Annotated in this window: 20 protein-coding genes and 1 tRNA gene; 11 read left to right on the top strand and 10 right to left on the bottom strand. The window is 66.4% G+C overall.

What is annotated here, in order from left to right; all coding sequences use genetic code 11:
* The first annotated feature begins 60 nt into the window (after nucleotides 1-60).
* A tRNA-Met gene (locus AC4LGL_RS08355) sits at nucleotides 61-137 on the top strand.
* 194 nt (nucleotides 138-331) lie between these two features.
* On the opposite strand, the gene AC4LGL_RS08360 is transcribed toward AC4LGL_RS08355, so the two are convergent.
* The 3 genes from AC4LGL_RS08360 to AC4LGL_RS08370 all read right to left on the bottom strand — a co-directional run bounded on the left by AC4LGL_RS08360 (nucleotide 332) and on the right by AC4LGL_RS08370 (nucleotide 3,672).
* Nucleotides 332-1,090: a hypothetical protein gene (locus AC4LGL_RS08360; protein WP_491838301.1), complete on the bottom strand. Its 759-nt coding sequence runs from the start codon at nucleotides 1,088-1,090 to the stop codon at nucleotides 332-334.
* 9 nt (nucleotides 1,091-1,099) lie between these two features.
* A complete protein-coding gene (locus AC4LGL_RS08365) occupies nucleotides 1,100-2,167 on the bottom strand; it encodes a class I SAM-dependent methyltransferase (RefSeq protein WP_491838302.1) in 1,068 nt (355 codons plus the stop codon).
* A 74-nt stretch (nucleotides 2,168-2,241) separates the two neighbouring features.
* Nucleotides 2,242-3,672 (bottom strand): TIGR00366 family protein, encoded by a 1,431-nt coding sequence (locus AC4LGL_RS08370; protein ID WP_491838303.1) that lies wholly within the window; start codon nucleotides 3,670-3,672, stop codon nucleotides 2,242-2,244.
* Between the two features lie 334 nt (nucleotides 3,673-4,006).
* On the opposite strand from AC4LGL_RS08370, the gene AC4LGL_RS08375 reads away from it, so the two are divergent.
* Entirely contained in the window at nucleotides 4,007-5,449 is a 1,443-nt protein-coding gene (locus tag AC4LGL_RS08375) for a DHA2 family efflux MFS transporter permease subunit (protein ID WP_491838304.1), read from the top strand.
* 38 nt (nucleotides 5,450-5,487) lie between these two features.
* A complete protein-coding gene (locus AC4LGL_RS08380; protein ID WP_491838305.1) occupies nucleotides 5,488-6,225 on the top strand; it encodes an SDR family oxidoreductase in 738 nt (245 codons plus the stop codon).
* A 71-nt stretch (nucleotides 6,226-6,296) separates the two neighbouring features.
* Here the strand turns inward: AC4LGL_RS08380 and AC4LGL_RS08385 are convergent, their stop codons facing one another.
* Nucleotides 6,297-6,446, bottom strand: coding sequence for a hypothetical protein (locus AC4LGL_RS08385; protein WP_088304596.1), 150 nt, complete (start codon nucleotides 6,444-6,446; stop codon nucleotides 6,297-6,299).
* 243 nt (nucleotides 6,447-6,689) lie between these two features.
* Here AC4LGL_RS08385 and AC4LGL_RS08390 point away from each other — a divergent pair, with 243 nt between their 5' ends.
* Entirely contained in the window at nucleotides 6,690-8,183 is a 1,494-nt protein-coding gene (locus AC4LGL_RS08390) for a PucR family transcriptional regulator (RefSeq protein WP_491838306.1), read from the top strand.
* Here AC4LGL_RS08390 and AC4LGL_RS08395 read toward each other — a convergent pair.
* Genes AC4LGL_RS08395 through AC4LGL_RS08405 form a run of 3 tightly spaced genes read right to left on the bottom strand, consistent with a single transcriptional unit; the run spans nucleotide 8,143 to nucleotide 11,959 of the window.
* On the bottom strand, nucleotides 8,143-9,300 hold the full coding sequence (locus AC4LGL_RS08395) for a CaiB/BaiF CoA transferase family protein (protein ID WP_491839305.1): 1,158 nt from the start codon (nucleotides 9,298-9,300) through the stop codon (nucleotides 8,143-8,145). The two genes, AC4LGL_RS08390 and AC4LGL_RS08395, sit on opposite strands and share 41 nt — an antisense overlap.
* Before the next feature lie 2 nt (nucleotides 9,301-9,302).
* On the bottom strand, nucleotides 9,303-10,766 hold the full coding sequence (locus AC4LGL_RS08400; protein WP_491838307.1) for an aldehyde dehydrogenase family protein: 1,464 nt from the start codon (nucleotides 10,764-10,766) through the stop codon (nucleotides 9,303-9,305).
* Nucleotides 10,763-11,959 carry an acyl-CoA dehydrogenase family protein gene (locus AC4LGL_RS08405; RefSeq protein WP_491838308.1) on the bottom strand — a complete coding sequence of 399 codons (1,197 nt, stop codon included), beginning with the start codon at nucleotides 11,957-11,959 and terminating at the stop codon, nucleotides 10,763-10,765. Before AC4LGL_RS08405 ends, AC4LGL_RS08400 begins: the two co-directional genes overlap by 4 nt.
* A gap of 289 nt (nucleotides 11,960-12,248) precedes the next feature.
* On the opposite strand from AC4LGL_RS08405, the gene AC4LGL_RS08410 reads away from it, so the two are divergent.
* A complete protein-coding gene (locus tag AC4LGL_RS08410; RefSeq protein WP_491838309.1) occupies nucleotides 12,249-14,237 on the top strand; it encodes an acyltransferase family protein in 1,989 nt (662 codons plus the stop codon).
* A 3-nt stretch (nucleotides 14,238-14,240) separates the two neighbouring features.
* Here AC4LGL_RS08410 and AC4LGL_RS08415 read toward each other — a convergent pair whose 3' ends face one another.
* Together AC4LGL_RS08415 and AC4LGL_RS08420 are read right to left on the bottom strand one after the other, a co-directional pair.
* Nucleotides 14,241-14,663, bottom strand: a complete 423-nt coding sequence (locus tag AC4LGL_RS08415; RefSeq protein WP_491838310.1) for a nitroreductase family deazaflavin-dependent oxidoreductase — start codon at nucleotides 14,661-14,663, stop codon at nucleotides 14,241-14,243.
* 39 nt (nucleotides 14,664-14,702) lie between these two features.
* On the bottom strand, nucleotides 14,703-15,683 hold the full coding sequence (locus AC4LGL_RS08420; protein ID WP_491838311.1) for an NADPH:quinone oxidoreductase family protein: 981 nt from the start codon (nucleotides 15,681-15,683) through the stop codon (nucleotides 14,703-14,705).
* A 69-nt stretch (nucleotides 15,684-15,752) separates the two neighbouring features.
* On the opposite strand from AC4LGL_RS08420, the gene AC4LGL_RS08425 reads away from it, so the two are divergent.
* Both AC4LGL_RS08425 and AC4LGL_RS08430 read left to right on the top strand, forming a co-directional pair.
* Complete coding sequence (locus tag AC4LGL_RS08425) at nucleotides 15,753-16,850, top strand: NAD(P)-dependent alcohol dehydrogenase (protein WP_491838312.1); 1,098 nt, start codon at nucleotides 15,753-15,755, stop codon at nucleotides 16,848-16,850.
* 43 nt (nucleotides 16,851-16,893) lie between these two features.
* Nucleotides 16,894-17,820, top strand: coding sequence for an alpha/beta fold hydrolase (locus tag AC4LGL_RS08430; protein ID WP_491838313.1), 927 nt, complete (start codon nucleotides 16,894-16,896; stop codon nucleotides 17,818-17,820).
* Here AC4LGL_RS08430 and AC4LGL_RS08435 read toward each other — a convergent pair.
* The gene (locus AC4LGL_RS08435) at nucleotides 17,810-19,171 is read right to left on the bottom strand and encodes a flavin monoamine oxidase family protein (RefSeq protein ID WP_491838314.1); all 1,362 of its coding nucleotides are present in this window, start codon (nucleotides 19,169-19,171) and stop codon (nucleotides 17,810-17,812) included. The genes AC4LGL_RS08430 and AC4LGL_RS08435 overlap by 11 nt on opposite strands.
* A gap of 27 nt (nucleotides 19,172-19,198) precedes the next feature.
* Here AC4LGL_RS08435 and AC4LGL_RS08440 point away from each other — a divergent pair, with 27 nt between their 5' ends.
* The 4 genes from AC4LGL_RS08440 to AC4LGL_RS08455 all read left to right on the top strand — a co-directional run bounded on the left by AC4LGL_RS08440 (nucleotide 19,199) and on the right by AC4LGL_RS08455 (nucleotide 22,907).
* Nucleotides 19,199-20,191, top strand: coding sequence for a TIGR03617 family F420-dependent LLM class oxidoreductase (locus tag AC4LGL_RS08440; protein WP_491839306.1), 993 nt, complete (start codon nucleotides 19,199-19,201; stop codon nucleotides 20,189-20,191).
* A gap of 45 nt (nucleotides 20,192-20,236) precedes the next feature.
* The gene (locus tag AC4LGL_RS08445) at nucleotides 20,237-21,730 is read left to right on the top strand and encodes a flavin-containing monooxygenase (RefSeq protein ID WP_491838315.1); all 1,494 of its coding nucleotides are present in this window, start codon (nucleotides 20,237-20,239) and stop codon (nucleotides 21,728-21,730) included.
* A 212-nt stretch (nucleotides 21,731-21,942) separates the two neighbouring features.
* Nucleotides 21,943-22,545: a TetR/AcrR family transcriptional regulator gene (locus AC4LGL_RS08450; protein WP_491838316.1), complete on the top strand. Its 603-nt coding sequence runs from the start codon at nucleotides 21,943-21,945 to the stop codon at nucleotides 22,543-22,545.
* On the top strand, nucleotides 22,542-22,907 hold the full coding sequence (locus AC4LGL_RS08455; RefSeq protein ID WP_491838317.1) for a DoxX family protein: 366 nt from the start codon (nucleotides 22,542-22,544) through the stop codon (nucleotides 22,905-22,907). Before AC4LGL_RS08450 ends, AC4LGL_RS08455 begins: the two co-directional genes overlap by 4 nt.
* Nucleotides 22,908-22,950: the final 43 nt, after the last annotated feature.

Genomic DNA, 22,950 nt, shown 5'->3' on the forward strand with positions numbered 1-22,950 from the left:
ACCTCTCTGAGCACTCGATTTGGAGCTCGACGTAAGACCCCGGTAACCTTGTATTCGCAACGCGGGGTGGAGCAGCTCGGTAGCTCGCTGGGCTCATAACCCAGAGGTCGCAGGTTCGAATCCTGTCCCCGCTACCAAGAGGAAATGGCCCTCGGAGATTATCTCCGGGGGCCATTTCCATGGATTGACGTGCACGACTCAATGGGAGATCACCAGCGACGTGAAACACACCGTCGTCAAAGCCGGAAGCGCGCTAATTCAAACGACGCCAAGCGAGATCACCCAGCTCGTCGCATCCGGCTGATCCAACGAAACGAGACGTGACCGCAGGCTATTTCGTCAGCGTGTCCCGCATCCCAGGCGCGAGCACGCCCGCGATGGCGTCCCAGCGCACCGTCACCGGGTAGTAGTCGCCGAGTACGTGGGCGACCGAAACGTAGACAACCAGTCCGTCGTCGTCGGGTACCCAATTGCCGAGTTGATCGGCGACCGGGGCCGGCGCGGGTTGATTGGCCAACTTCTCCTCGTCGGCCATCTCGGCCTTGATGCCGTCGACCAACGCGGTCAGTCCGGCAGTCTGGTCGGTGAACAGATCGGTGATCAGGATCGGCTTCGCCGTGTGGACGTCGATCACCTTCGTGGACACGGTGTTGAACGGGTGCGCTGCATGGTCGACGAAGATGTTGAGCAGCAGCACGCCGGCCACCGCGCCGAAACCGATGTGGGACACCTCGCTGCGGTTGTCTTCATCGATGACGCCGGGCGCGATCGTCACCGGGCGGTTGTCGTCGGGCGGCGTGAGGTATTCGTCGAGGGCCGCGCGCATTCCGGTGTTGAACTCGTCGCGGACCGCTGCGTCTCCGTCGCGCAGCTGAGGGAGTTCCGCCCGGTAAGTGACGGGCCCTTTGGCGCCGTTGACGGCTTCGATGAATCCGCTGAACGGCGCGACGTTGGCCGATGCACTGGTGGTGGTCGGCGCCGGACTGCTGGAGTTGCCCGAACCGCCGGAGTGGCACGCCGTACCCACTCCGATCATCGACACGACGACAGTTACCGAGGCTATTCGGCGTATCACCGTTGACTCCCGCATTTCGCGACCCTAAGCCGGTGAAGTGCCTGCGGGTGATGGTTTCGGCCGGGTAGCCGAGGCGAACAGGTTGATCCCCGTGGCTTCGCGACGAATCTCGACCGGCGCGTGCCCGAACTCCGATCGTGCGAACAGATCTGCCAAGTCTCGCGGTGACCGGTGGATCAGCCTCCAGTCCAGCAGGTGGTCCATGAACGCCCGGTCCGGATTGTCGACATCGAAGTTCCCGACCATCGCCGTGCCACCTGGACGCAGGTGGCGGTAGATCCAGTCGAGCAGTCTGATGACGAGGTGATCGGCCAGATAATCGATGAGGCCAATCGAATACACCAGATCCTGCTCGCCCAACGTCAGAGTTTGACGTCCCAGCGCTAGTTTGACGACGTTGGCTTGAACGAACGCAACTCTTCCGGTCACACCGGCACTGACTGCGAGGCTCTGTGCGTAGGCCAATGCCTGGTCGTCGATGTCCAGACAGGTAGCGGTGAGGTCCGGGTGGTCTGGCTCGGAGAAGATGTCGAAGATCTCCCGGGCGGGTCCGCAGGCCAGACTTGTGATCGCAGCCGGTCTACCGTTGCAGGCCCGCGCAGTGTCGATGATGGTGTCGCGCAGCAGCTGTCGACGGTTCTTCACGGCGCGCGAAGCCGGTATGTCGAGAAACCACCGGTCGATGTAGGGACCGAGCCTGCGTACCCCGTCCGGTTGGTCGTCGTAGACCATCTGCAACGTCAGATAGTCCCCGGCATAGCCCCGCGGTTTGGTGTAGGAGCGGTCGATCAGGGTGCTCAGCCCCAGGTACGGGTAGGTCTCCGCGTGTACGAATGCCCCCATCTCGTCGACGCCGGGGTTACCCGGCCGCAAGTGGAGGTGGATCTGGTCGGAGAGGGCATTGCAGGCGGACGAAACATGGGCCTGTGCCTCATCGGGTGTGGCACGGCCGTCGATGATCAGCTTGTCCGCGGCCCTCATCGCTTCTTTGAAACGGGCTGCGATGAGGGCCAGGGGATGTGGTGCATCGTTGGCGGATACCAGGAATGTGGGAGCGCTGCCATTGTGCGGCGCCGCGTCCGTGATTGTCATGGGCCGATACTTGCGTGACGCTGCAGCGCAGTATGCAGTAGTGCACTACCCGATTTTTGTTTGTGACACCGACTTCAGATCACGTACGGCGCAAGGAGCGTGGTGGCGCCCAGCACCACCACTCCGATCAGGAACGCGACGACCGTGAAGCCCATCACCTGGCGGACATTGAGCTTCGCAATCGCCAGCAGGGGCAGTAGCCAGAACGGCTGGATCATGTTCGCGACGCCCTCGCCGACTGCGACCGCCATGGAGATCAATCCCAGGTACGCCGGTGAGTCCTGACCGATCGCCAGCGCCGAATCGACGGCGATCGGGCCCTGTACCGCCCAGTGCCCACCGCCCGACGGCACGAACAGGCTGATGATCAACGAGCCGATGAAGGTCAGGAACGGCAGCGTGTACTGGGTCGCGCCGTTCACGAACGCTTCGGCCAGCAGAGTCTGCAGCGGTTTGGCACCCTCCACCGCCTGATAGCCCAGCAAGCCGACCAGACCGCCGTACAGCGGGTACTGCAGGAGCAGTGGGCCGGACACCTTGGCGGCACCGGTGAAGGCCCGGATGAACCGGATCGGTGTCCGGTGCAGCAACGCGCTGGTGATGGTGAACAACATGATCATCGATGAGATGTTCAGTGCGAAGCCGCTGAGCACGAAATAGGCGATACCCGCGGCGAATACCAAAACATTGAGGATCCACAGGTTTTCCAGCCATTCGGCGAACGTCTTCTTGCCTTCCGCCGACGAAGCCGGCGATCCGCCCATTTCTTCGGGCGCATCCTCGTCCTCGAACACTGCGGGATCGGGTGCGAGGCTCTGCGTCGGTTCCATCCGCCAGATGGCGAGCGCGAGCAGCGCCAGCACGACGATCACCGACAGCCAGCTGTAGGGCTGGAAGATCGTCAGGCTCAGCGGCACAGTGACGCCGGTGATCTTGTGGATCACGTTGATCGGGCTGGTGCTGTCCGTGTTCGCCAGGGCGATCGACGACGAGAGCCCCTGCGTCCAGACGATGAAGCCCATGAACGCCGCCGCGATGAGGTAGCCGAAATGCGCGTCGGTGAATCGCTTCGCAACCTGCCGGGCGACCAGCGCGCCGGCCACCAACCCGAGTCCCCAGTTCAGCAGGGAGAGAACAGCGCTCACGCCGAAGCAGAGGAAGGCGCCCTGAACCTGGTTGTTCGGTTTGGCGGCGATGGCGACGATGGCCCGTTTCAGAATCGGCGCCTCGGCGAGTGTGTAGCCCGTCACCAGGATCAGAACCATCTGGAAGGCGAACGTGAAGATGTTCTGCGATCCCCAGACGCCGCCGTACCACGCCTTGAGCATGCCGTCGGGCGTTGCACCGTGCACCAAGAAGGCGACCAGGCCGGCGACGACGAGGGTCAGGATGACCGCGAACAGATATGGGTCGGGCATCAAGCGCTCGACATAGCGGACACACAGCCCGGTGAGGGACTGCATGATGCCGCGGCGCTTGGTCCGCGGTTCTTCGCTCGTGGTCATTGATCCACCTCGCCGTTTTGGTGTCCCAGGCGCTGCCGCCATCGGCGGCAGGCGCCGCGGTTCGGCACGGACTCTAGTCTTCGGAACACTCCGCAGTGGGCGGTTGGCCGGGAAGGATCGACAGCTGCAATTCACCGACGAACTGCCGGGTGTGGGTTATGCCCACTCGGTGCGAATACCGCACTGGCCCAGCGCTTCGCGCGACGGCTCGATGGGCGAGCAGTGCCTGCGGCCGGTCGGCCGCAGCAAAATCGGTTTCCCTGATGTCGGGTGTCCGACCTACCCTGGGTGGCTGCGCAGGCAAAGCTCGGGGGAGCTAGGAGAGTGGGAAACAATGACGGGCCCGAGCACGGGGGAGATCGCGGCGCAACCGCGTGCCCAGTCGAGCGCCAATGTCATCATCGCGCTGTTGGTCAGCTCGGCGTTCGTGATGATCCTCAACGAGACGATCATGAGCGTTGCGTTACCTGCACTGATCGTCGACCTGGACATCTCGGCGAGCACCGCGCAATGGCTCACCAGTGGCTTCTTGTTGACCATGGCGGTGGTCATCCCGATGTCGGGTTCGCTGCTGCAGCGGTTCCCGGTGCGCAGTATCTACCTCGCGTCGATGTCGTTGTTCTGCACCGGCACGCTGGTGGCCGCGCTCGCGCCGGGTTTCACGGTCCTGCTGGTCGGACGCATCGTGCAGGCCTGCGGTACCGCGGTCATGATGCCGCTGCTGATGACGACGGTCATGACGCTGATTCCCGCCGACCGGCGCGGCCAGATGATGGGCACCATCTCGATCGTCATCGCCGTCGCACCGGCGATCGGGCCTACGCTGTCGGGGTTCATCCTCGGCTCGCTGGACTGGCGGTGGATGTTCTGGATCGTGCTGCCGATCGCCCTGCTCGCGCTGAGCGCTGGTCTCGCGTGGCTGCGCGTCGACGACGAACGGGAGCATCCCACCCCGATCGATCCCGTCTCGGTCCCGCTGTCGGCGATCGCGTTCGCGGGCTTGGTGTTCGGGCTGTCGCTCATGGGCGAGTCCGCGCACAGCCGGCAGGCGGTACCTGCGTGGGTGCCGATGGTGATCGGGGCCGTGGCGATGGTGGCATTCGGCGCGCGGCAGATACAGCTGCAACGCCGCGACCGTGCGTTCCTGGACCTGCGGCCGTTCACCTATCGGCGGTTCTCGGTGTCGCTGAGCCTGGTGGTCCTCGGCTTCATGGGGTTGTTCGGCGCCATCATCATGGTGCCGTTGTATGTGCAGGACGTGCTGAAGCAGAGCGCGTTGGTCGCCGGGTTGGCGACGCTGCCCGGCGGGCTGTTGATGGGGTTGGCCGGGCCGCTGGTCGGGCGGGCCTATGACCGTCACGGCGCCCGTCTGCTGGTCGTGCCCGGGTCGTTGATGCTGTGTGTGTCGCTGTGGGGTTTCACGCTGCTGTCGGCGGCGTCGCCGGTCTGGGAACTGGTGGTCTTGCAGTCGGTCATGATGCTCGGGCTGTCGATGATGTTCACGCCGTTGATGACTGACGCGCTCGCAGTCCTGCCCGACCGGTTCTACTCGCACGGCAGCGCCATTCTGACGACGCTGCAGCAGGTCGGCGGTGCGGCGGGAACCGCGTTGTTCGTGACGGTGATGACCAAGGCGTCCCACTCGGGTGGGGCCCCGGATCTGCCCGGCGTGCATGCGGCCTTCCACGCCGCCGCGGTGATCAGCGTGTTCGCCGTGATCGGGTCCTTCTTCACCGCCCCGCGGCCGAGCCCGGCGGGTGGCACGCCGACACATTAGGCGCGGGCGCTCGGTCGAGGTCGGGCACAATCGGGCGCATGGGCAAAGTCGTGGTCATCACGGGCGCGGGTAGTGGTATCGGCCGCGCGACGGCCCGGGTTCTGCTGGACGCCGGTCATCAGCTCGTGTTGGCGGGTCGCCGTGCCGAGCCGCTGGTCGAGGTGGGAGGCGGGAATCCGAACACCCGCGTCGTGCCTACCGACGTCACGGATTCAGCCTCGGTGCAGGCGTTGTTCGCCGACGCGGTGTCGACATTCGGGCGCGTCGACGTGTTGTTCAACAACGCCGGGGTGTTCGGGCCGTCGGCGTCGATCGCCGACCTCGACGACCAGCAGTGGCACGACACATGGCGCACCAATGTCGACGGCGCGGTGTTCTGTGCCCGGGAAGCCGCTCGAGTCATGGCCGCCCAGCTGCCGCGCGGCGGGCGGATCATCAACAACGGTTCGATCTCGGCACACCGGCCCCGCCCCAGAAGCCTGGCCTACACCGTCACCAAACACGCGATGAGTGGGCTGACCGCGTCAATGTTGTTGGACCTACGCGATATCGACATCTGCATCACCCAGATCGACATCGGCAATGCCGCGACCGACATGACCGCGGGATTCAGTCACCAGACCCTGCAGGCCGACGGAAGTCTCGCAGCTGAGCCGACTTTCGATGTCGAGCATGTGGCCCGCGCCGTGGCGCACCTGATCGATCTGCCCCTGGAGGTGTCGGTGCCGTCGCTGACGGTGATGGCGCGGTCCATGCCGTACTTCGGCCGCGGCTGACGGACCGGACGCCGAAAACAACAGAGCCGGAGGCCTTCGGGCCACCGGCTCTGTACAGCGGAATCGTCATCTCAGTGATCTGCATCCTGAAGCTCGTGCCGCTGAACTACTGCGATCAACTCTTCGCGAACCGACGAGTTCGGCAGTTCGTTGATCCGCGCATAGAGGCGGCGCCGCATGTTGGCGCGCTTCTGGTTTGCGCGAAACTGTGCGAAGGACATACTTCTCACTCCTCGAAAGTGCCCCGGATCACGGGTACTCGTTGTTTGTTGACGTCCACACCTCGGGGATCGCCCGAGCGAAATGGACATCTCCCATGGTCCTCGCAGCGGCTGTCTAAAAGCAATTCTTAGAGTGTGAGTTTCGCTACAGCTCAACCTGTTTCGCCGGAAGGGAGTGGGCGCGGTCACAGTCAAGTGCCGTGGTGATGCCGCCGACTGCGGAAAAGGAGTAAGACTTCTCCTGTGGCACTCACCGTGCGGGATCTGACCGAGGTCGACAGTCTCGGTCTGGTCCTGGTGGCCGGAGCGCGCGGCGCGGACCGCGAGATCTCGTGGGCGCATGCGATCGAGTTGCCCGACCCGGCTCCGTATCTGGCCGGCGGCGAGCTGGTGATGACGACCGGCATCAACATCGGAGCGGACGCCGACGCGCAATTCGCCTACGTGGCACGCCTGGCCGCGGCCGGTACCGCGGCGCTGGCCGTCGACACCGGCACCATGATCGCCGACATCCCGCCGGCGGTACGTGCCGCCGGAGATCAGTTGGGGATTCCCGTGCTCGAAGTGCCCGCGTCGACGCCGTTCATCGCGATCGCGCGGGCAGTGATCGACGCGCTCAAGGCCGACGAACTGCGCTCGGTGCAGCGCGTGGTCGACGATCAGGAGGTACTGGCCCGGGCGACACTGCGGGGCGGCATTCCCGGGGTGGTCGACGCTTTGGCGGATCGTCTGTCCGCGACCGTCGTCGTGGTGGACAACGACGGCACTGTGCTGGCGGCCGGCGGCGACCACCGGGAGCGGCTGACCGCCGTGCTCGGAGAGCAGGTTCAGACCGCGCGTCGGCACGGAGCCCATGTCACCGCCGACGGGGATGCCTATGTGACCATCCAGAATCTACGGGCCGCCCAGCCCGTTCGCGGACGGCTTGCGATACGCACGTCCGATCCGATGTCCAATGCCGACCGGCTCCTGGTCGCCCATGCCGTGTCGCTGATCTCGATCGCGATCGAGAAACCGGCCCGGGTGGTCGATGCCGAGCAGCTGTTGCGGATTGCAGTGGCCCGCGAGATGATTTCTGGCGCGGGTGCTGTCGACGGTGCGGTGTTGCGTTACTTCGGTTTTGAGCCCGACGGCGACATCGTGGTGGCGTCGTTCACCGGCGCGGGCCCGCTGCTGGCCGCGCAGCACGTGCTGGGTCGGGTACTGACATCGTTTCTGATGGCCCCGATGGGTGACGAGATCGTGATCATCGTGCCGGCGGCCGGGAGCCGACGTCGCATCCGCACGGTGATCGAGGAACTCGAGCAAAAGACGGGAATCACGGTCAGCGGTGGGATGAGCCGAACTGCCGGGCTGACCGATCTGTCCACGGCCTTGGAGCAGGCCCGCATCGCGGCGCATTCCGGCAGCGGGAGGTTCACCGAATTCGGTGAACTCAGCCCGATGGGTGTGCTGCTCGAGGGTCGGAGCACGACCGAATTACGGGTGTTGGCAGCTCCATTGGACGCACTGGCGGGTGGGGAGGATCTGATCCCCACCCTCGCGGCCTTCCTCGGCCGCAACGGTCAGATGGAGGCGGCGGCCACCGAGCTTGCGGTGCACCGCCACACCATGCGCAACCGGATGCGGCGGATCTCCCAACTGTTGGGTGACGACCTTGAATCGGCCGACACCCGGGCACAGCTGTGGTTGGCGCTCAAGGCCTGGCAGCTGCTGGCGTCTCGCCGGCCGGGCTGAGAGCGTCGTCGCCGGCGCCCAGGCGTGGTGGTCCACTGCGGTAGCTGACCGGGGTCGCCGACAAGGTGATCGGGTTGGCCACTTGGGGTGTGGGTGTTCCGGGCACCGCGACGGTCGCTTCCAAGCCGAGTCGGTGGGCGAACGCGAATGCCTCCGCCAGGTCGTTGATCGGGCCGGCCGGCACACTAGAGGCGGTCAGCGCGGCGTACCAGTGATCGGCACCGTGTCTCTTCAGCGCGGTTTCGATGATGGCGCACAATGCATCCCGGTGGGCGACCCGGTCCGGATTGGTGGCGAACCGGGGATCCTGGGCCAGCTGTGGTTCGCCGATGGCGGCGGCGAAGGACCGGAACTGTTTGTCGTTGCCGACGGCGACCGCGATGGGCCGGTCTGCGGTGTCGAACGTCTGGTACGGCGCGATACTCGGATGGCGATTGCCCATGATCTGCGGCACCGCGCCGGCCCCGAGGTACCCGGAAGCCTGATTGACCATGGAGGACAACAACACCGAGAAGAGATTGGTGTCGACGCGCTGTCCGACTCCGGTGCGGTCGCGGTGCGCCAGCGCCGCCAGGATTCCACTCAGCGCGTGCAGGCCGGCCAGCACGTCGACCAGGGCCACACCGGCCTTGGTCGGATCGCCGGGCTCGGTTCCGGTGACACTCATCAACCCGCCGACCGCCTGCACCAGCAGGTCATAGCCCGGCAGTTCGGCGCCGCCGTCCCGGCCGAACCCGGTGATCGAGCAGTAGATCAGATCGGGACGGATCGCCCGCAGATCTTCGTAGCCCAGGCCGAGTTTCTCCATCGTCCCCGGCCGGAAGTTCTCCACCACGATGTCGGCGCGGGCTACCAGGGATCGGGCGTGCTCGCGGTCGTCGGGGTCGGTGAGGTCGAGCGTCACCGAACGCTTGTTGCGGTTGACGGCGTTGAAATACGTTGCCACGCCGGTCGAGTCGTAAGGCGGACCCCATGCGCGGGTGTCGTCGCCGGTGCCCGGGCGTTCGACCTTGATGACCTCGGCGCCGAAGTCGCCGAGCATCATGGTCGCGTACGGCCCGGCAAGCACGCGGCTGAAATCGACGACGACGACCCCGTCGAGGGCACCCGTGCTCACGTTCATGCGCCCGGCCGCCCGCCCCGCAGGTACACCGTGGTGGTGTGGGTGAAGAATTCCCGTGCGGCGCCGCCCTGCTCCTTGGGGCCGAGCCCGCTCTTCTTGGCTCCGCCGAACGGTACATGCGGGTCGGCACCGGCAGACTCGGAGTTGACGTGCAGCACGCCGACGTCGATCTGCTCGACAGCCTGCAGCGCCCGGGTCAGGTCCTGGGTGAAAATCGCTGCCGAGAGCCCGAACTCGCTGTCATTGGCAAGGCTGAACGCGGCGTCGGCATCGGCGGCCCGCTTGACGGCAAGGACCGGTCCGAACAATTCGTCGGTCCACACGTCGGCGGCTTCGCCGTTGAGTTCGACGACGGTCGGTGCGATGAAGTAGCCCTCGGCCAGCAGGCCCTCCGAGTAGGGGGTGCCACCGGTCAACACCGTGGCACCCTGCGCGGCAGCGTTCTGAATCCCCGCCGAAATAGACCGGTGTGCAGCGTCATTGACGACAGGCCCCATCTGGGTTGCGTCGTCGGTCGGATCCCCGACCGTCAGGGACGCGGCGCGCTCGGCCAGCGCGGCCAGGAACTCGTCGGCGATCCCGTCGGTGACGATCAGGCGGGACGTGGCGGTGCACTTCTGACCGGTCGAGCGGAACGCGCCGAGCATCACCTGCTCGAGGGCCAGTTCGACATCGGCGTCGTCGAGCACGACGGCGGCGTTCTTACCGCCCATCTCGGCCTGCGCCGGGACTCCGCGCGCGGCTGCGGACGCGGCAATACGCCGTCCGACCCCGGTGGAACCGGTGAACGTGATGCCGTCGATGCCGGGGTGGTCGACGATGGCGTTGCCGACGTCGGATCCGCCGATCAGCAGGTTGAGCACGCCGGCGGGCAGGCCGCCGTCGCTGAGCGCCTGGGCGAGTCGGATCGCCAGCAGCGGAACGGTGCTCGCCGGTTTCCACAGGACGGTGTTGCCGTAGATCAATGCGGGCGCGATCTTCCAGGCCGGAATGGCGATGGGGAAGTTGAACGGGGTGATCACCCCGACCACGCCGAGCGGCTTTCGGGTGATGAGGATCTGTTCACCGGCCCGGGGCGAGGCGTAGATCTCGCCTGCCTGCCGATCACCCTCGTTCCCGTAGTAGCGCAGGATCTGGGCGGCCCGCCGAACCTCGCCGACGCCTTCGGCTTTCGTCTTGCCCTCTTCACGCGCCAGCTCGAGCCCCCACGCCTCGGCGTGGCGGTCGACGATGTCCGCGGCGCCCAGCAGGACCGTGCCGCGCTGGTGCATCGGGGTGGCGGCCCAGGCCGGCGCTGCCGCGGTGGCGGCGGCCACCGCGGCGTCGACGTCGGAAGTGCGGGCATTACTTCCCTGGGCCACAACCAGACTCGGTTGTGCCGGGTTCACGCTGAGCAGCGTGTCGCCGGTGCCGGGTACCCATTGTCCGCCGATCAGGTGCTCGATGGCAGCGGTCATCAACGGAAGGCCGCCTGCCCGGTCAGCGCCTTGCCGATGGACAGCAGGTGCATCTCGGAGGTGCCCTCGTAGGTGAGGACGGATTCGAGGTTGTTGGCGTGGCGCAGCGGCGAGTATTCGAGGGTGATGCCGCTGCCGCCCAACATTGTCCGGCATTCACGGGCGATGGCCAGTGCTTCGCGGACGTTGTTGAGCTTGCCCAGGCTGATCTGCTCTGGCCGTACCGCTTCGGCATCCTTGATGCGGCCCAGGTGGATTGCCAGCAGCATCCCCTTGCCGAGTTCGACCGTCATGTTCGCGAGCTTTTCCTGGGTGAGCTGGTAGCTGGTCAGTGGCTTGTCGAACACCTCGCGCGAGCCGGCGTAGTCGATCGCGGTCTCCAGGCTGTCGCGGGCCGCACCGAGTGAGCCGAACACGATGCCGAACCGGGCCTCGTTGAGGCACGACAGCGGGGCAGACAGTCCTTCGGCCAGCGGCAGCTGCGCCGAGGCGGGCAGCCGGACGTTGTCCAGCACGAGCTCGGAGGTGACCGAGGCACGCAGGGAGAGCTTGCGGTGAATCTCGTTGGCGGTGAAGCCCGGGGTGTCGGTGGGCACCAGGAAGCCGCGAATGCCCTCGTCGGTCTGCGCCCACACGGTGGCCACGTCGGCGAGGTTGCCGTTGGTGATCCACATCTTGGTGCCGTTGAGCACCCAGTCGCTTCCGTCGCGGCGGGCGCGGGTGCGCATTCCGGCCGGGTTGGAACCGAAGTCGGGTTCGGTCAGGCCGAAGCAGCCGATCGCATCACCGGCGGCCAGCCGGGGCAGCCATTCGTTCTTCTGTTCCTCCGAGCCGTAGCGGTAGATGGAGAACATCGACAGCGAGCCCTGGACGGAGACGAAGCTGCGGAACCCGCTGTCGCCGGCCTCCAGCTCCATGCAGGCCAGCCCGTAGCTGACGGCGTTCGTGCCCGCACAGCCGTAGCCCTGCAGGTGCATACCGAGAACGCCGAGCTTGCCGAACTCCTTGGCCAGCTCCCGGGGCAGGGTGGCCGATTCGAACCATTCGCCGACGTTGGGCCGCAGGCGGGTATCGACAAACTTGCGCACGGTCGCCGCGATCTCGCGTTCGTCGTCGTCGAGCAACCGGTCGGTGTCGAACAGCTCCAGCGGCCGGTAGGTGGACTTCTTGGCAGCCGGTGTGGCGGTGGCGGTCATGCCTCCAGGCTAGATTTGCCCGCGCGCACATGCCTATGTCCGATTCGTACAACAGGGGCTTACTACCTGTCCGATAGGGAGAATTCGGGTACCCGGTTGCCGGACCTGACCACCCGGTTGGGTGGCCTATGCTCGGTGCGGCGAACGGCGTGGCCCGAGGGTGTTCCGTCGTCAGTGACCGGCGAAGACACCCCAGGGAAAGTTCAGTGTGCAGGTGATTGTTGGCGATCCGGTTCTCGTACCTTCCGTTGCGCGGCGGGTTCGCGATGACCTGATCGGGTTGAGTGGTATGGCCATCGTGATGGTCGTCATCTGCCATTTCTGGTTCGGGCGGGCCTGCGGCGGGCTGGATGTCCTGCTGGTTCTGACCGGCTTCTTCATCGGTGGTCGGGTTCTGCGCAGCCTGGCGAGCCCCGCGGCGCTGGCCGCAGAGATGGGCCGGGTGGTGCGCCGGGTGGTGCCTCCGTTGGTTCTCGTGCTGGCCGTGTGTGCGGTGCTGACGGTTCTTGTCCAGCCGGAGACCAGGTGGGAGGCCTTCGCTGATCAGACCCTGGCCAGCCTGGGCTTCTATCAGAATTGGCAGTTGCTGGGCTCGGCCGACGACTATGTCCAGGCCGGCGAGACAGTGACCCCGCTGCATCACCTGTGGGCGCTCTCGATGCTGGGCCAGTTCACTCTGGCGTTCTTTGTGCTCGCCGGGGTGGTCATGGCGGTGACGGCGCGTCGGGGACGCCTCGCACGACCCACAATCCTGGTCGGGATGTCCGCTGTCGCGCTGGCGGCTTCGCTGTACTACGCGGTCACGACGCAGTCGGATAGCCCGATGCTCGCCTACTACAGCACCTTCGCCCGGGCCTGGGAGGTGTTGGCCGGGGTTCTCGCGGCGGCCCTTGTGGCCGGGCCGGTGGGTCGACTTCGGTGGCCGGGTTGGCTGCGCGCCGGTGTCGCCGCGGCCGGTCTGGCGGCGATCCTGGTGTGCGGTGTGCTCACGGACCGGACGGTGCAGTCCCCGGGCGCCTGGGCGTTGATTCCGGTGGCGGCGACCGTGCTGGTGATAGTCAGCGCAGCCCAGGCGATGCCGCCGAGGGCGAACGAAATCCTGCGCAGCGGCCCGTTGGTCGCGTTCGGATCGATGGCCTACCCGCTGTACCTGTGGCACTGGCCCTTGTTGATCTTCTGGCTGGCCTTCATCAATGACGATGCCGTCGGCCTGGCCGATGGCGCCGCTGTCGCTCTGGCCGCCGTCCTGATTGCCTGGCTCACCGCATGGTCAGCCAGGGCGCAATGGCAAGCCCGGTGGTATCGGCTTGCCCGCATGTGGGCTGTGCCGGGTGCCGCGGTGCTGCTGATGACGGTGCTGCTGGTGGCGTCGTCGCTGATGTGGCGCGGACATGTCGCCCTCGCCCGGGCCAGCGGCGCGGAACTCAGCATGCTGTCGATGCGGGACTACCCGGGCGCGCTCGCGCTCACCGAGAATCACCGGGTCGCCAAACTGCCGATGCGCCCGAGCGCGCTGGAAGCGGATGACGACATCCCGCCGTCGTCGATCGATCATTGCGTCACGGGGTTCACCGGTGGCGAGGTCGTCACCTGCGTGTACGGAGATCCCAACGGCGCCCACACCATCGCGTTGGCGGGTGGGTCGCATTCCGAGCACTGGCTGACGGCGCTACATCAGATCGGACGCCAACACGGCGTCAAGGTGACCACCTACCTGAAGTTCGGTTGTCCGCTGACCACCAAACCCGTGCCGATCATCGCGGGGTCGTTCGAGAAATATCCGTCCTGTCGAACGTGGTCGGACAACGCCTTGGCGCAGATCATCGCCGACCGACCGGACTACGTGTTCTTCACCTCGACGCGCCCGATCCTCAACGGCCCGGGCGACTACGTGCCCGACTACTATCTGGGCATATGGGATGAGTTGTCCGCCAATGGGATTCCGATGCTCGGCATGCGTGACACGCCGTGGATGCTCCGTGACGGCTGGTTCTTCTCGCCGGTGGACTGCCTGTCCAAGGGCGGTGACGTCGAGTCCTGTGGGGTACCGCGCAACGAAGCCCTGGCGCAACGCAATCCGACCCTTGACTACCTGGCCGACTATCCGCTGATGAAGGTTCTCGACCTCACCGATGCGGTGTGCCGGCCGACGATCTGCCGCGCCGTGGAGGGCAACGTGTTGGTGTACCACGATGCCCACCACCTGTCGGCGACCTACGTGCGGACACTCACCACCGAGTTGGCGCGGCAGATGTCCGACGCCCTCGGATGGTGGTAGTCGTCATTCGACGATGAAGACCGGAATCTGTCGGTCGGTCTTGGTCTGGTATTCGGCGTAGGGCGGGTAGGCCTCTACGGCGAGCTTCCACCAGTGTTCGCGCTCGTCACCGGAGATTTCGCGGGCGGTCAGCGACGCGGTCTTGTCGCCGTCCTGCACGGTCACGGCGGGGTTGGCCTTGACGTTGAAGTACCACGACGGATGCTCCGGTGCGCCGCCCTTGGAGGCCACCATCGCGTAGCGGCCGTTCTCCTCCACGCGCATCAGCGGTACGTACCGCTTCTTGCCGGACTTGGCGCCCGTCGTCGTGAACAGCACGATCGGACGGTCGAGCACCTCGACGCCCTCGGTGGTGCCTTGTTCCAGGATGCGTTGGGTCTGGTCGCGTACCCAGTCGGTCGGGCTCAGTTCGGCATGTTCACTCACGCACCCCGCAACACCGGCGCGAGCGCTGTTATTCCCGGGTCACCGCAGCTTCAGCACCACCTTGCCCTTGGCGCTGCGGTTCTCCAGCGACGCGATGGCCTGTGCGGCCTGCTCGAGCGGAAACACCTCGGGCTGTGGTGCGGGCACTGCGCCGGAGGCCAGCAGGGGCTGCAGTTCGGCCCACTGCTCCTGCAGGTAGCCGGGGTGGGAGAACGTCCAGGCGCCCCACCCCGCGCCGACGACGTCGACGTTGTTGAGCAGTAGGCGATTGACCTTCACGGTAGGGATCTCGCCGCCGGTGAACCCGATGACCAGGAGCCGTCCGCCCACGGCCAGTGATCGCAGCGAGTCGGTGAAGCGATCCCCGCCGACCGGGTCGACCACGATGTCCACGCCCCGCCCGCCGGTGAGTTCCTTCACCGCATCGCGGAACCCGTCGGCCAGCACCACGTCGGAAGCGCCTGCCGCCCTGGCGATCTCGGCCTTCTCCTCGGTGGATACCACCGCGATGGTGCGCGCGGCTCCCAATGCCGGGGCCAGCCGCAGCGCCGAGGTGCCGATGCCGCCCGCGGCGCCGTGCACCAGGACGGTCTCGCCCTCGGCCAGCCGGCCGCGGGTGCGCAGGGCGAACTGGACGGTCAGATCGTTGAACAGGATGCCGGCGCCGGCCTCGAACGACACGGCGTCCGGTAGGGGGAACACGCGCTCGGAAGGCAGGGCGACGACTTCGGCCATGCCGCCCGACAGCATGGTCAGGCCCAGCACGCGGTCGCCGGCGGCGACATGGGCATCGGCGGGGGCGCTGCGCACCACGCCGGCGATCTCGGCGCCCGGGGTGAACGGAAGCTCCGGCTTGTACTGGTAGAGACCCCGGGTGAGCAGGGCGTCAGGGAAGGCGACCCCAGCGGCGTGGACGTCGATCACGACCTGATCGGCGCCCTCGGCACTGGAGGGCTCCTCCACCTCGGCCACCCGCACCGCGTCCGGACCGTCGAGTCGGGTGATCTGTGCTGCACGCATCGTTGTCTCCTTCTGGTGGGTCGCCAGCCAATTGTGACAGGTGTCAAGTCCGTGGCTTAGCATCACCGGATGCTCAACGCCCGCGCTGCGGTGGTGCTCGACGCCGGAGCCGATCCCCAGCTCACCGACGTGCAGATTCGTCCACCCCGCGGCGACGAAGTGCTGGTTCGCATCGACGCAGTGGGCATCTGCCACACCGATGTGAGTGTCGCGGCGCGGTTTCGAAAGCTGCCGATGGTGTTCGGTCACGAAGGTGCGGGCACGGTCATCGAGGCGGGGCCGGATGCCGTACCCGCGGTGGGGGACCAGGTCGTTCTCACCTTCGCCAGTTGCGGCGCCTGCTCCAACTGCCAGGCGGACACCCCGGCTTACTGTGAACGTTCCACCGACCTGAACATGCGCGGCACCCGCGGAGAGTCCAGCGCGCTGCACGCCGACGGTGTCCCCATCGGGGGCGGCTTCTTCGGCCAGTCCAGTTTCTGCACGTATGCGATCGCCGGCAGCCGCAACGCTGTGGTGCTGCCCCAGCCGATCGACCCCGCGCTGGCCGCCCCACTGGGCTGCAGCGTGCAGACCGGGGTGGGCGCCGTGCTCAATGTGCTTGCGCCGCAACCCACGGATGCACTTGTGGTGTTCGGGGCCGGCGCGGTGGGGCTTTCCGCGGTCATGGGCGCCCGCATTGCGGGGTGCCGGTCCGTCGTCGCAGTCGACCCGATCGCCGAACGACGTTCGCTGGCAATCGAGTTGGGTGCCACCGCCACGATCGACCCGACCGCCGGCGGCGACGTGGCCGCGGCCGTGCACGAGCTGACCGGGGGAGCGGCCGCGGCAGTCGACACCACCGCGCGCCCGGACGTCCTGATGACAGCGATCACGGTGTTGCGCGAGCGCGGCACCCTGGCGCTACTGGGCCTCGGCGCGCTGACGGCCGAACTGCCGGTCGCCGCGATCATGGGCAAGGGGCTGAGCGTGCGCGGTGTGGTCGAGGGAGACAGCGAACCGCAGACCTTCATCCCGCGCCTGGTCGATCTGTACCGGCGTGGCGAACTACCGCTCGACAAGTTCGTCAGCCGCTACCCGTTCGACGACTTCGGCCGCGCGTGGGCCGCCGCAAAGTCCGCTGACGTGGTAAAACCCGTGCTGATTACCCAAACGGTAAGCTCGTAATGCCTCTGTTTCACCCGGCAACGACGCCAACGATCGGAGCATCATGACCCTTCCCCAGCTACCACCGGGACGCACTGTCGAGGTGCGCGCCGTCGACGGCGTGCGGCTGCATGCCGAGGTGTTCGGGCCCGAGGACGGCTACCCGATCGTGTTGGCTCACGGCATCACGTGTGCCATCGGCGTCTGGGCGCACCAGATCGCCGATCTGGCCACGGACTTCCGCGTCATCGCCTACGACCATCGCGGACACGGCCACAGCGAGACCCCGCGCGGGCGTCATCGCTACAGCCTCAACCACCTCGCCGCCGATCTCGACGCGGTACTCGATGCCACGCTGAGGCCTGGTGAACGTGCCGTCGTCGCCGGGCATTCGATGGGCGGTATCGCGATCACTTCATGGTCGCAACGCTATCCGGCCCGGGTTCCCGCCCGTGCCGACGCCGTCGCACTGATCAACACCACCACCGGAGACCTGGTGCGCGACGTGAAGCTGTTGAGGGTCCCGGCCCCGCTGGCGTCGACGCGGGCCCGGGCAGCCGGCACGGCGATCCGGACCTTCGGCGGTACGCGGATGCCGCGGATCGTCGAGCGCCCCAACAAGCGTTTCGTCGCCCGTCTGGCAGTGGGCCGTGACGCCGATCCGTCGGTCGCTGAGTTCATCTATCAACTGTTCGCCGAGACTCCGGCCGCCGGACGCGGCGGCTGGGCCCGCACGCTGGTGAACGGGCTGGGCCCACAACACATCTCGCTGCAGAACCTGTCGGTGCCCACGCTGGTGATCGGCAGCTCCAAGGACCGCTTGCTGCCGATCAACGCCGCCCGCCGGATCGCCGCCGACGCTCCGAACCTGCATGCCTTCGTCGAGATGCCCGGTGGGCACTGCGCCATCCTGGAATGCCCGTCGCAGGTGAACGCCCAGTTGCGGGCGCTGGCCGAATCGGTCGCGTCGCCCCAGGTGGTCAATCAGTAAGGCGACCTGCGACTTCGGCGGCCGCACGCTGGCCGGACCGCACCGCTCCGTCGAGAAACCCGGTCCACTCATTCGCGGTTTCGGTGCCGGCCCAGTGGATCGCGTCCACCGGTTCCCGCAGCCACTTGCCGTACTGAGTCCACGATCCCGGCGGCACCGCCGCCGTCGGCCCGCCCGGAGCGAATTGCTCTGCGCTCCAACAGTGGTCGACGTAATCGATCGGTTGGCGGGCCGCGTCGCCGAACAGGGTGGCGAACCCGGACAGTGCCTGCTCGCGGCGCTCCGCGGGTGACAACCGGTCGAAGGTGCGGGCGTCGGTGAACCCGAGCAGGATTCCGGGTCCGCCGGAACTGCCGTCCGCCGGGCTCACATCGAAGGTGATGAAGACGGGGCCCTCGTCGGACAATGCTTCGCCTGAGCAACCGTTGGTGCGCCAGAACGGTCGTTCATAGGCGGCATATGCCTTGCTGAGGTTGCCCTGCGGCCAGTTCGCCGCCAAGTCGGTATATGGCTTGGGCAGCGCCGGGCTGAACTCGATCCCGGTCCGGTGCTGTGGCGGGATCGCCACGATCACCGCGCGTGCCTGCACCACGCCGGAGGGACATGTCACTGCGACGGTGCCGTCGTCGTGGCGTTCGATGCGGCCCACCGGGGCGTCGAGCACCACCCGATCTCCGAGTTCCTCGGCCATCTTCGACGCGATCTGCTGGGTGCCGCCGGGAAACCGGTCCTGTTGGGCGCCGCCACGGACGTCGAGCATGCGATCGAGCCCGCCGGCGGCCTTGACGTAGCGGGCGGCGTGCAACATCGACACCTCGTCGGGCTCGGCGCCCCACGTGACCCGGGACATGATCGCCATGAGGTTGCGCGTCGAGGCGTTGGCCCCGGCCGAGCGCAGCCACTGCTCCAGCGTGAGCTCGTCGAGCTTCTCGGCGTTCGAACTCTTCCACGGCTCATTGACCCGGATGAGCCGGCAGAGCCGTTCGAAGCGCCACTGGATGCGGGATACGTCGAACAGTTCCATCATCGACAGCCGCGGGATCGTGCTGCGGTAGGACCGGACCCGGCCATGCCAGCGAATCAGGTTCTTGCCGCGGTCGTAGGTGGGCACGGTGCGGCACCCGAGTTCGTCGGCCAGCGCCAGCACCGCGTCCTGGGTGGGGCCGACGAACGTGCCGCCCAGGTCGACCGGCACGCCGGCGATCGTGGTGGTCGACGAGCGTCCGCCAACCCGGTCGCGGCCCTCGAGCACCACCACCTCGTGTCCGAGCCGGGTCAGGGCGCGGGCAGCGGACAGGCCGGCGAAACCGGCACCCACGACGACGACATCGGTGCTCGTTGGGATGCTCACCTGTCTAGGCTCTCACGCGTGAAGGTCATGACAGCGTTGTTCGGGCCGCGCGACGCGATGGGTCGGGCTGCGGCCCTGCGCGAGGCCGGTGCCAGTGGGGTGTTCACCTTCGAGGGACCCCACGACGTGTTCACCCCGCTGACGCTCGCTTCCACGGTCGGGGATCTCGACCTGATGACGAATGTGGCAATTGCGTTTCCCCGTAACCCGATTCACCTGGCACACCAGGCGATCGACCACCAGATCCTGTCCGGTGGAAGGTTCACGCTCGGGCTCGGTACCCAGATCCGGACACAGATCGAGAAGCGCTTCGGTGCGGACTTCGACCGGCCGGTGGCCCGGATGTCCGAGTTCGTCGCGGCGTTGCGGGCGATCTTCGCTGCCTGGGAGAACCCAGACGGACTCGACTCCTTGAATTTCAGAGGCGACTACTACCGGCACACCTTGATGACGCCCACGTTCACCCCGCGGGACAACCCGTACGGTCCGCCGCCGATCTATGTCGGTGCGCTGGGCCCGCGGCTCACCCGGGCCACCGCGCAGTTCGCCGACGGCCTGCTGGTCATGCCGTTCGGGTCGAAGCGGTTCCTGCACGAGGCGACGTTGCCCGCGGTGCGTGACGGGCTCGCCGCCGCCGGACGTGACGCGGGAGAGCTGGCGATCGTTCCGGAGATCATCGTGTCGGTCGGATCCGAAAATGACCCGACTCACGACGCGACGCGGCGGCTGCTGGCCTTCTACGGCTCGACCCCGGCCTATCGCCCGGTGCTGGACGTGCACGGCTGGGGTGACCTGCAGCCGGAACTCAACGCGTTGTCCAAGCAGGGCCGCTGGCAGGAGATGGGTTCGCTGATCGACGACGAGGTGCTGCACACCATCGCGGCCTGCGGTGGCCCCGCCGATGTCGCCGCCCACATCCGGGACCGCGTGGCCGGGGTGTCCGAGCGGATCTGCCTGTACCAACCCGGCCCGATCGCGGTGGATTCGCTTGCCCAGATCGTCGACGCGCTGCGCGACTGAACGCCTAGGGTGGGTGGTACTCGTCGGGACCAAAGGAGGTTCGCCATGGGCGGTGATCGCCAGGCGGCGGATCCGGACTATTCGGATGTGCTCATCATCGGGGCCGGGATCTCGGGGCTGGGCGCGGCCTATCGTGTCCACGAGAAGAGTCCCGGGCTGACCTACACCGTGCTGGAACGCCGGGCGCGGATCGGCGGCACCTGGGACCTGTTCCGGTATCCGGGGATCCGCTCGGACAGCGACATCTTCACGCTGAGCTTCCCGTATCAACCCTGGACCCGGCCGGAGAACGTCGCCGACGGCAGCGATATTCGGGACTACCTGACCGAGACTGCCCGGGAACACGGTATCGACCGCCATATCCGGTTCAACACCCGTGTGCTGTCGGCGGATTGGGATTCGGGCACCGACACCTGGACGGTGCATACCGAGCAGGACGGCCAGGCCGTGACCTTCCGGTGCCGGTACCTGTTCTGCGGCACCGGCTACTACAACTACGACGAGCCCTACACCCCGGAGTTCCCCGGCATCGAGACGTTCGGTGGCGACGTCGTGCACCCGCAGTTCTGGCCCGAGTCACTGGATTACTCGAGCAAGCGCGTCGTGGTGATCGGCAGTGGGGCCACCGCGGTCAGTCTGGTGCCCGCTCTGGCACAGCAGGCGTCGCACGTCACGATGCTCCAGCGCTCACCGACCTACATGGTGGCGGCGGACCGCATCGTTCCCTCGGTGCAGGCGATCCGTAAGTTTCTTCCGCGCAAGCTCTCTCATCAGATCGTGCGGTTCCGCAACGCGATGATCCACGTGCTGAGCTACTTCTTCTTCCGTAAGGCACCCGACCTCGGTCGCCGGTTCCTGCGCAGCCGGACGGTGGCCCTGCTGCCCGAGGGGTATCCCGTCGACGTACATTTCAAGCCGCGGTACAAGCCGTGGGATCAACGGTTGTGCCTGGTGCTCGACGGGGATCTGTTCGGGCACATCAGCGACGGACGGGTCGATGTCGTCACCGATCACATCGACCACATCGACGCCGCGGGCATCGTGTTGAAGTCGGGCGCGCGGGTCGATGCCGACGTGATCGTCACCGCGACCGGCCTGCAACTACAGGCCCTCGGCGGCATCCGGTTGTCGCTGGACGGTCACGAGGTCAAGCCGACCGAGCGGTATGTCTACAAGGAGTTCCTGCTCGAGGATGTCCCGAACCTGGCTTGGTGCATCGGCTACACGAACGCGTCGTGGACGCTGCGCGCCGACATGACCGCGCGGGCGTTCGCAAACCTGTTGGCCTACATGGGCGCTCACGGCTACACCCACGCCTACCCGCACAAGGGTGCGGCGCCGATGCCGGAGAAGCGGACCTGGGACCTTGAGGCCGGCTATATCCAGCGTTCCGAGCATGCGCTGCCGCGTTCGGGCACCAAGCGGCCGTGGCACGTGCGGCACAACTACGTGCTGGATGCCATCGACCACCGCTTCGACCGCATCGACGAGTCGATGGTCTTCGGCCGCGCCCCTGCTGCCGAGTCGGTGGCCTCCTAAGCACCGCGACCGTGCGTGTCTGCTGCCCGACACGCCGTATTTCGTCAGCGGTTTGTGCACGCTCGTCACGTCACGGTGTGCGGATGCGCAGGGCAAACGGTTCCAACCGCAGCCCCCACGCGGCGACCAGTGTGGCTGGTGTGCCGCCTTTTCCACCGTTCGGACAATCTCGTCCTTGACACGGCGCCCGACGAGGTGGCAGTGTCCTGAACATGTTCACTGAACATGTTCAGTCAAGGGCCGAACAGCGGGATGCAACCCAGCGCAAGGTTTTGGCGACCGCCGAAAAGCTGTTCCGCGAGCAAGGCTTTGATTCGACGACTGTTCGGCAGATCGCAACCGATGCCGGAGTGAGCAGCGGGACCGTGATGAGCGTCGGAGACAAAGACGGCTTGTTGGTGGCAGTGTTCGACGACCGGATCGCAGCGGTGCACGCCAACCGGAAAAGTCTCACCCGAAGGCCATCTCACACGAATGCGCCGAAGGCGATCGCCAAACTGTTCGAACCGTTCCTGACCTACTTCGCCGAAGATCCAGCCCTCTCACGCCGGTATGCGTCGATCATTGTTCGCGGAGATCACACTTCGAGCATCTTTGGTGATCTGGCAGAAATCCTGGTGGGCGAAATCGAATCCGCTCTGCTGCACCTCGGTCTCGGCGAGTCTGATGCCGCGCGCAATGCTCGCACCATCTACTTCGCATACCTGGGCATTGTGCTCAGCGGCAACAACCAGGCATTGGGACACCGGTCGGTGCCCGACCAACTACGCGACGTCATCGAGTGCGTCATCGCACCAACCCGACAAGGAGAATGATTGTGATCGACACGCCGCACTGGTGGTGGCTCACCGCAATTCTGGCGATCGTGATCCTCGGGGACGCGCTGATCTCGCTCAAGCCGCCGCGATTCATCCAAGGATGCCTCGATGGTGTCGGACTCCCTCGTGACTGGTGGTGGGTGCTGATCGTGGTCAAACTTCTTGCCGGCGTCGGGTTGATTGCCGGTCTCAAATATCCAGGCGTGGCGTTCTCGGCCAATGTGGGAATTGTCGTCTATTTCCTGTGCGCCTGCTATGCGCACTACCGCGCCCGATTTCTCAAACAGGAATTCTGGATCAATTGCATAGGCATGCTGCTGTTCTCGGCCTTCGTACTGGTGGTCTCCTACGCGGTATGAGGCATGCTGTCCAACCACGTCACGGCGTGCGGATGCGCAGCCC

The organism is Mycolicibacterium arcueilense (genome assembly GCF_058536225.1).

Bases quoted from the DNA above. Each gene is read 5' to 3' on its own strand.
- AC4LGL_RS08360 (WP_491838301.1), bottom strand. From the start codon at position 1,090: ATGCGGGAGTCAACGGTGATACGCCGAATAGCCTCGGTAACTGTCGTC.
- AC4LGL_RS08365 (WP_491838302.1), bottom strand. From the start codon at position 2,167: ATGACAATCACGGACGCGGCGCCGCACAATGGCAGCGCTCCCACATTC.
- AC4LGL_RS08370 (WP_491838303.1), bottom strand. From the start codon at position 3,672: ATGACCACGAGCGAAGAACCGCGGACCAAGCGCCGCGGCATCATGCAG.
- AC4LGL_RS08375 (WP_491838304.1), top strand. From the start codon at position 4,007: ATGACGGGCCCGAGCACGGGGGAGATCGCGGCGCAACCGCGTGCCCAG.
- AC4LGL_RS08380 (WP_491838305.1), top strand. From the start codon at position 5,488: ATGGGCAAAGTCGTGGTCATCACGGGCGCGGGTAGTGGTATCGGCCGC.
- AC4LGL_RS08385 (WP_088304596.1), bottom strand. From the start codon at position 6,446: ATGTCCTTCGCACAGTTTCGCGCAAACCAGAAGCGCGCCAACATGCGG.
- AC4LGL_RS08405 (WP_491838308.1), bottom strand. From the start codon at position 11,959: ATGACCGCCACCGCCACACCGGCTGCCAAGAAGTCCACCTACCGGCCG.
- AC4LGL_RS08410 (WP_491838309.1), top strand. From the start codon at position 12,249: ATGGCCATCGTGATGGTCGTCATCTGCCATTTCTGGTTCGGGCGGGCC.
- AC4LGL_RS08420 (WP_491838311.1), bottom strand. From the start codon at position 15,683: ATGCGTGCAGCACAGATCACCCGACTCGACGGTCCGGACGCGGTGCGG.
- AC4LGL_RS08425 (WP_491838312.1), top strand. From the start codon at position 15,753: ATGCTCAACGCCCGCGCTGCGGTGGTGCTCGACGCCGGAGCCGATCCC.
- AC4LGL_RS08430 (WP_491838313.1), top strand. From the start codon at position 16,894: ATGACCCTTCCCCAGCTACCACCGGGACGCACTGTCGAGGTGCGCGCC.
- AC4LGL_RS08440 (WP_491839306.1), top strand. From the start codon at position 19,199: ATGACAGCGTTGTTCGGGCCGCGCGACGCGATGGGTCGGGCTGCGGCC.
- AC4LGL_RS08445 (WP_491838315.1), top strand. From the start codon at position 20,237: ATGGGCGGTGATCGCCAGGCGGCGGATCCGGACTATTCGGATGTGCTC.
- AC4LGL_RS08450 (WP_491838316.1), top strand. From the start codon at position 21,943: ATGTTCACTGAACATGTTCAGTCAAGGGCCGAACAGCGGGATGCAACC.
- AC4LGL_RS08455 (WP_491838317.1), top strand. From the start codon at position 22,542: ATGATTGTGATCGACACGCCGCACTGGTGGTGGCTCACCGCAATTCTG.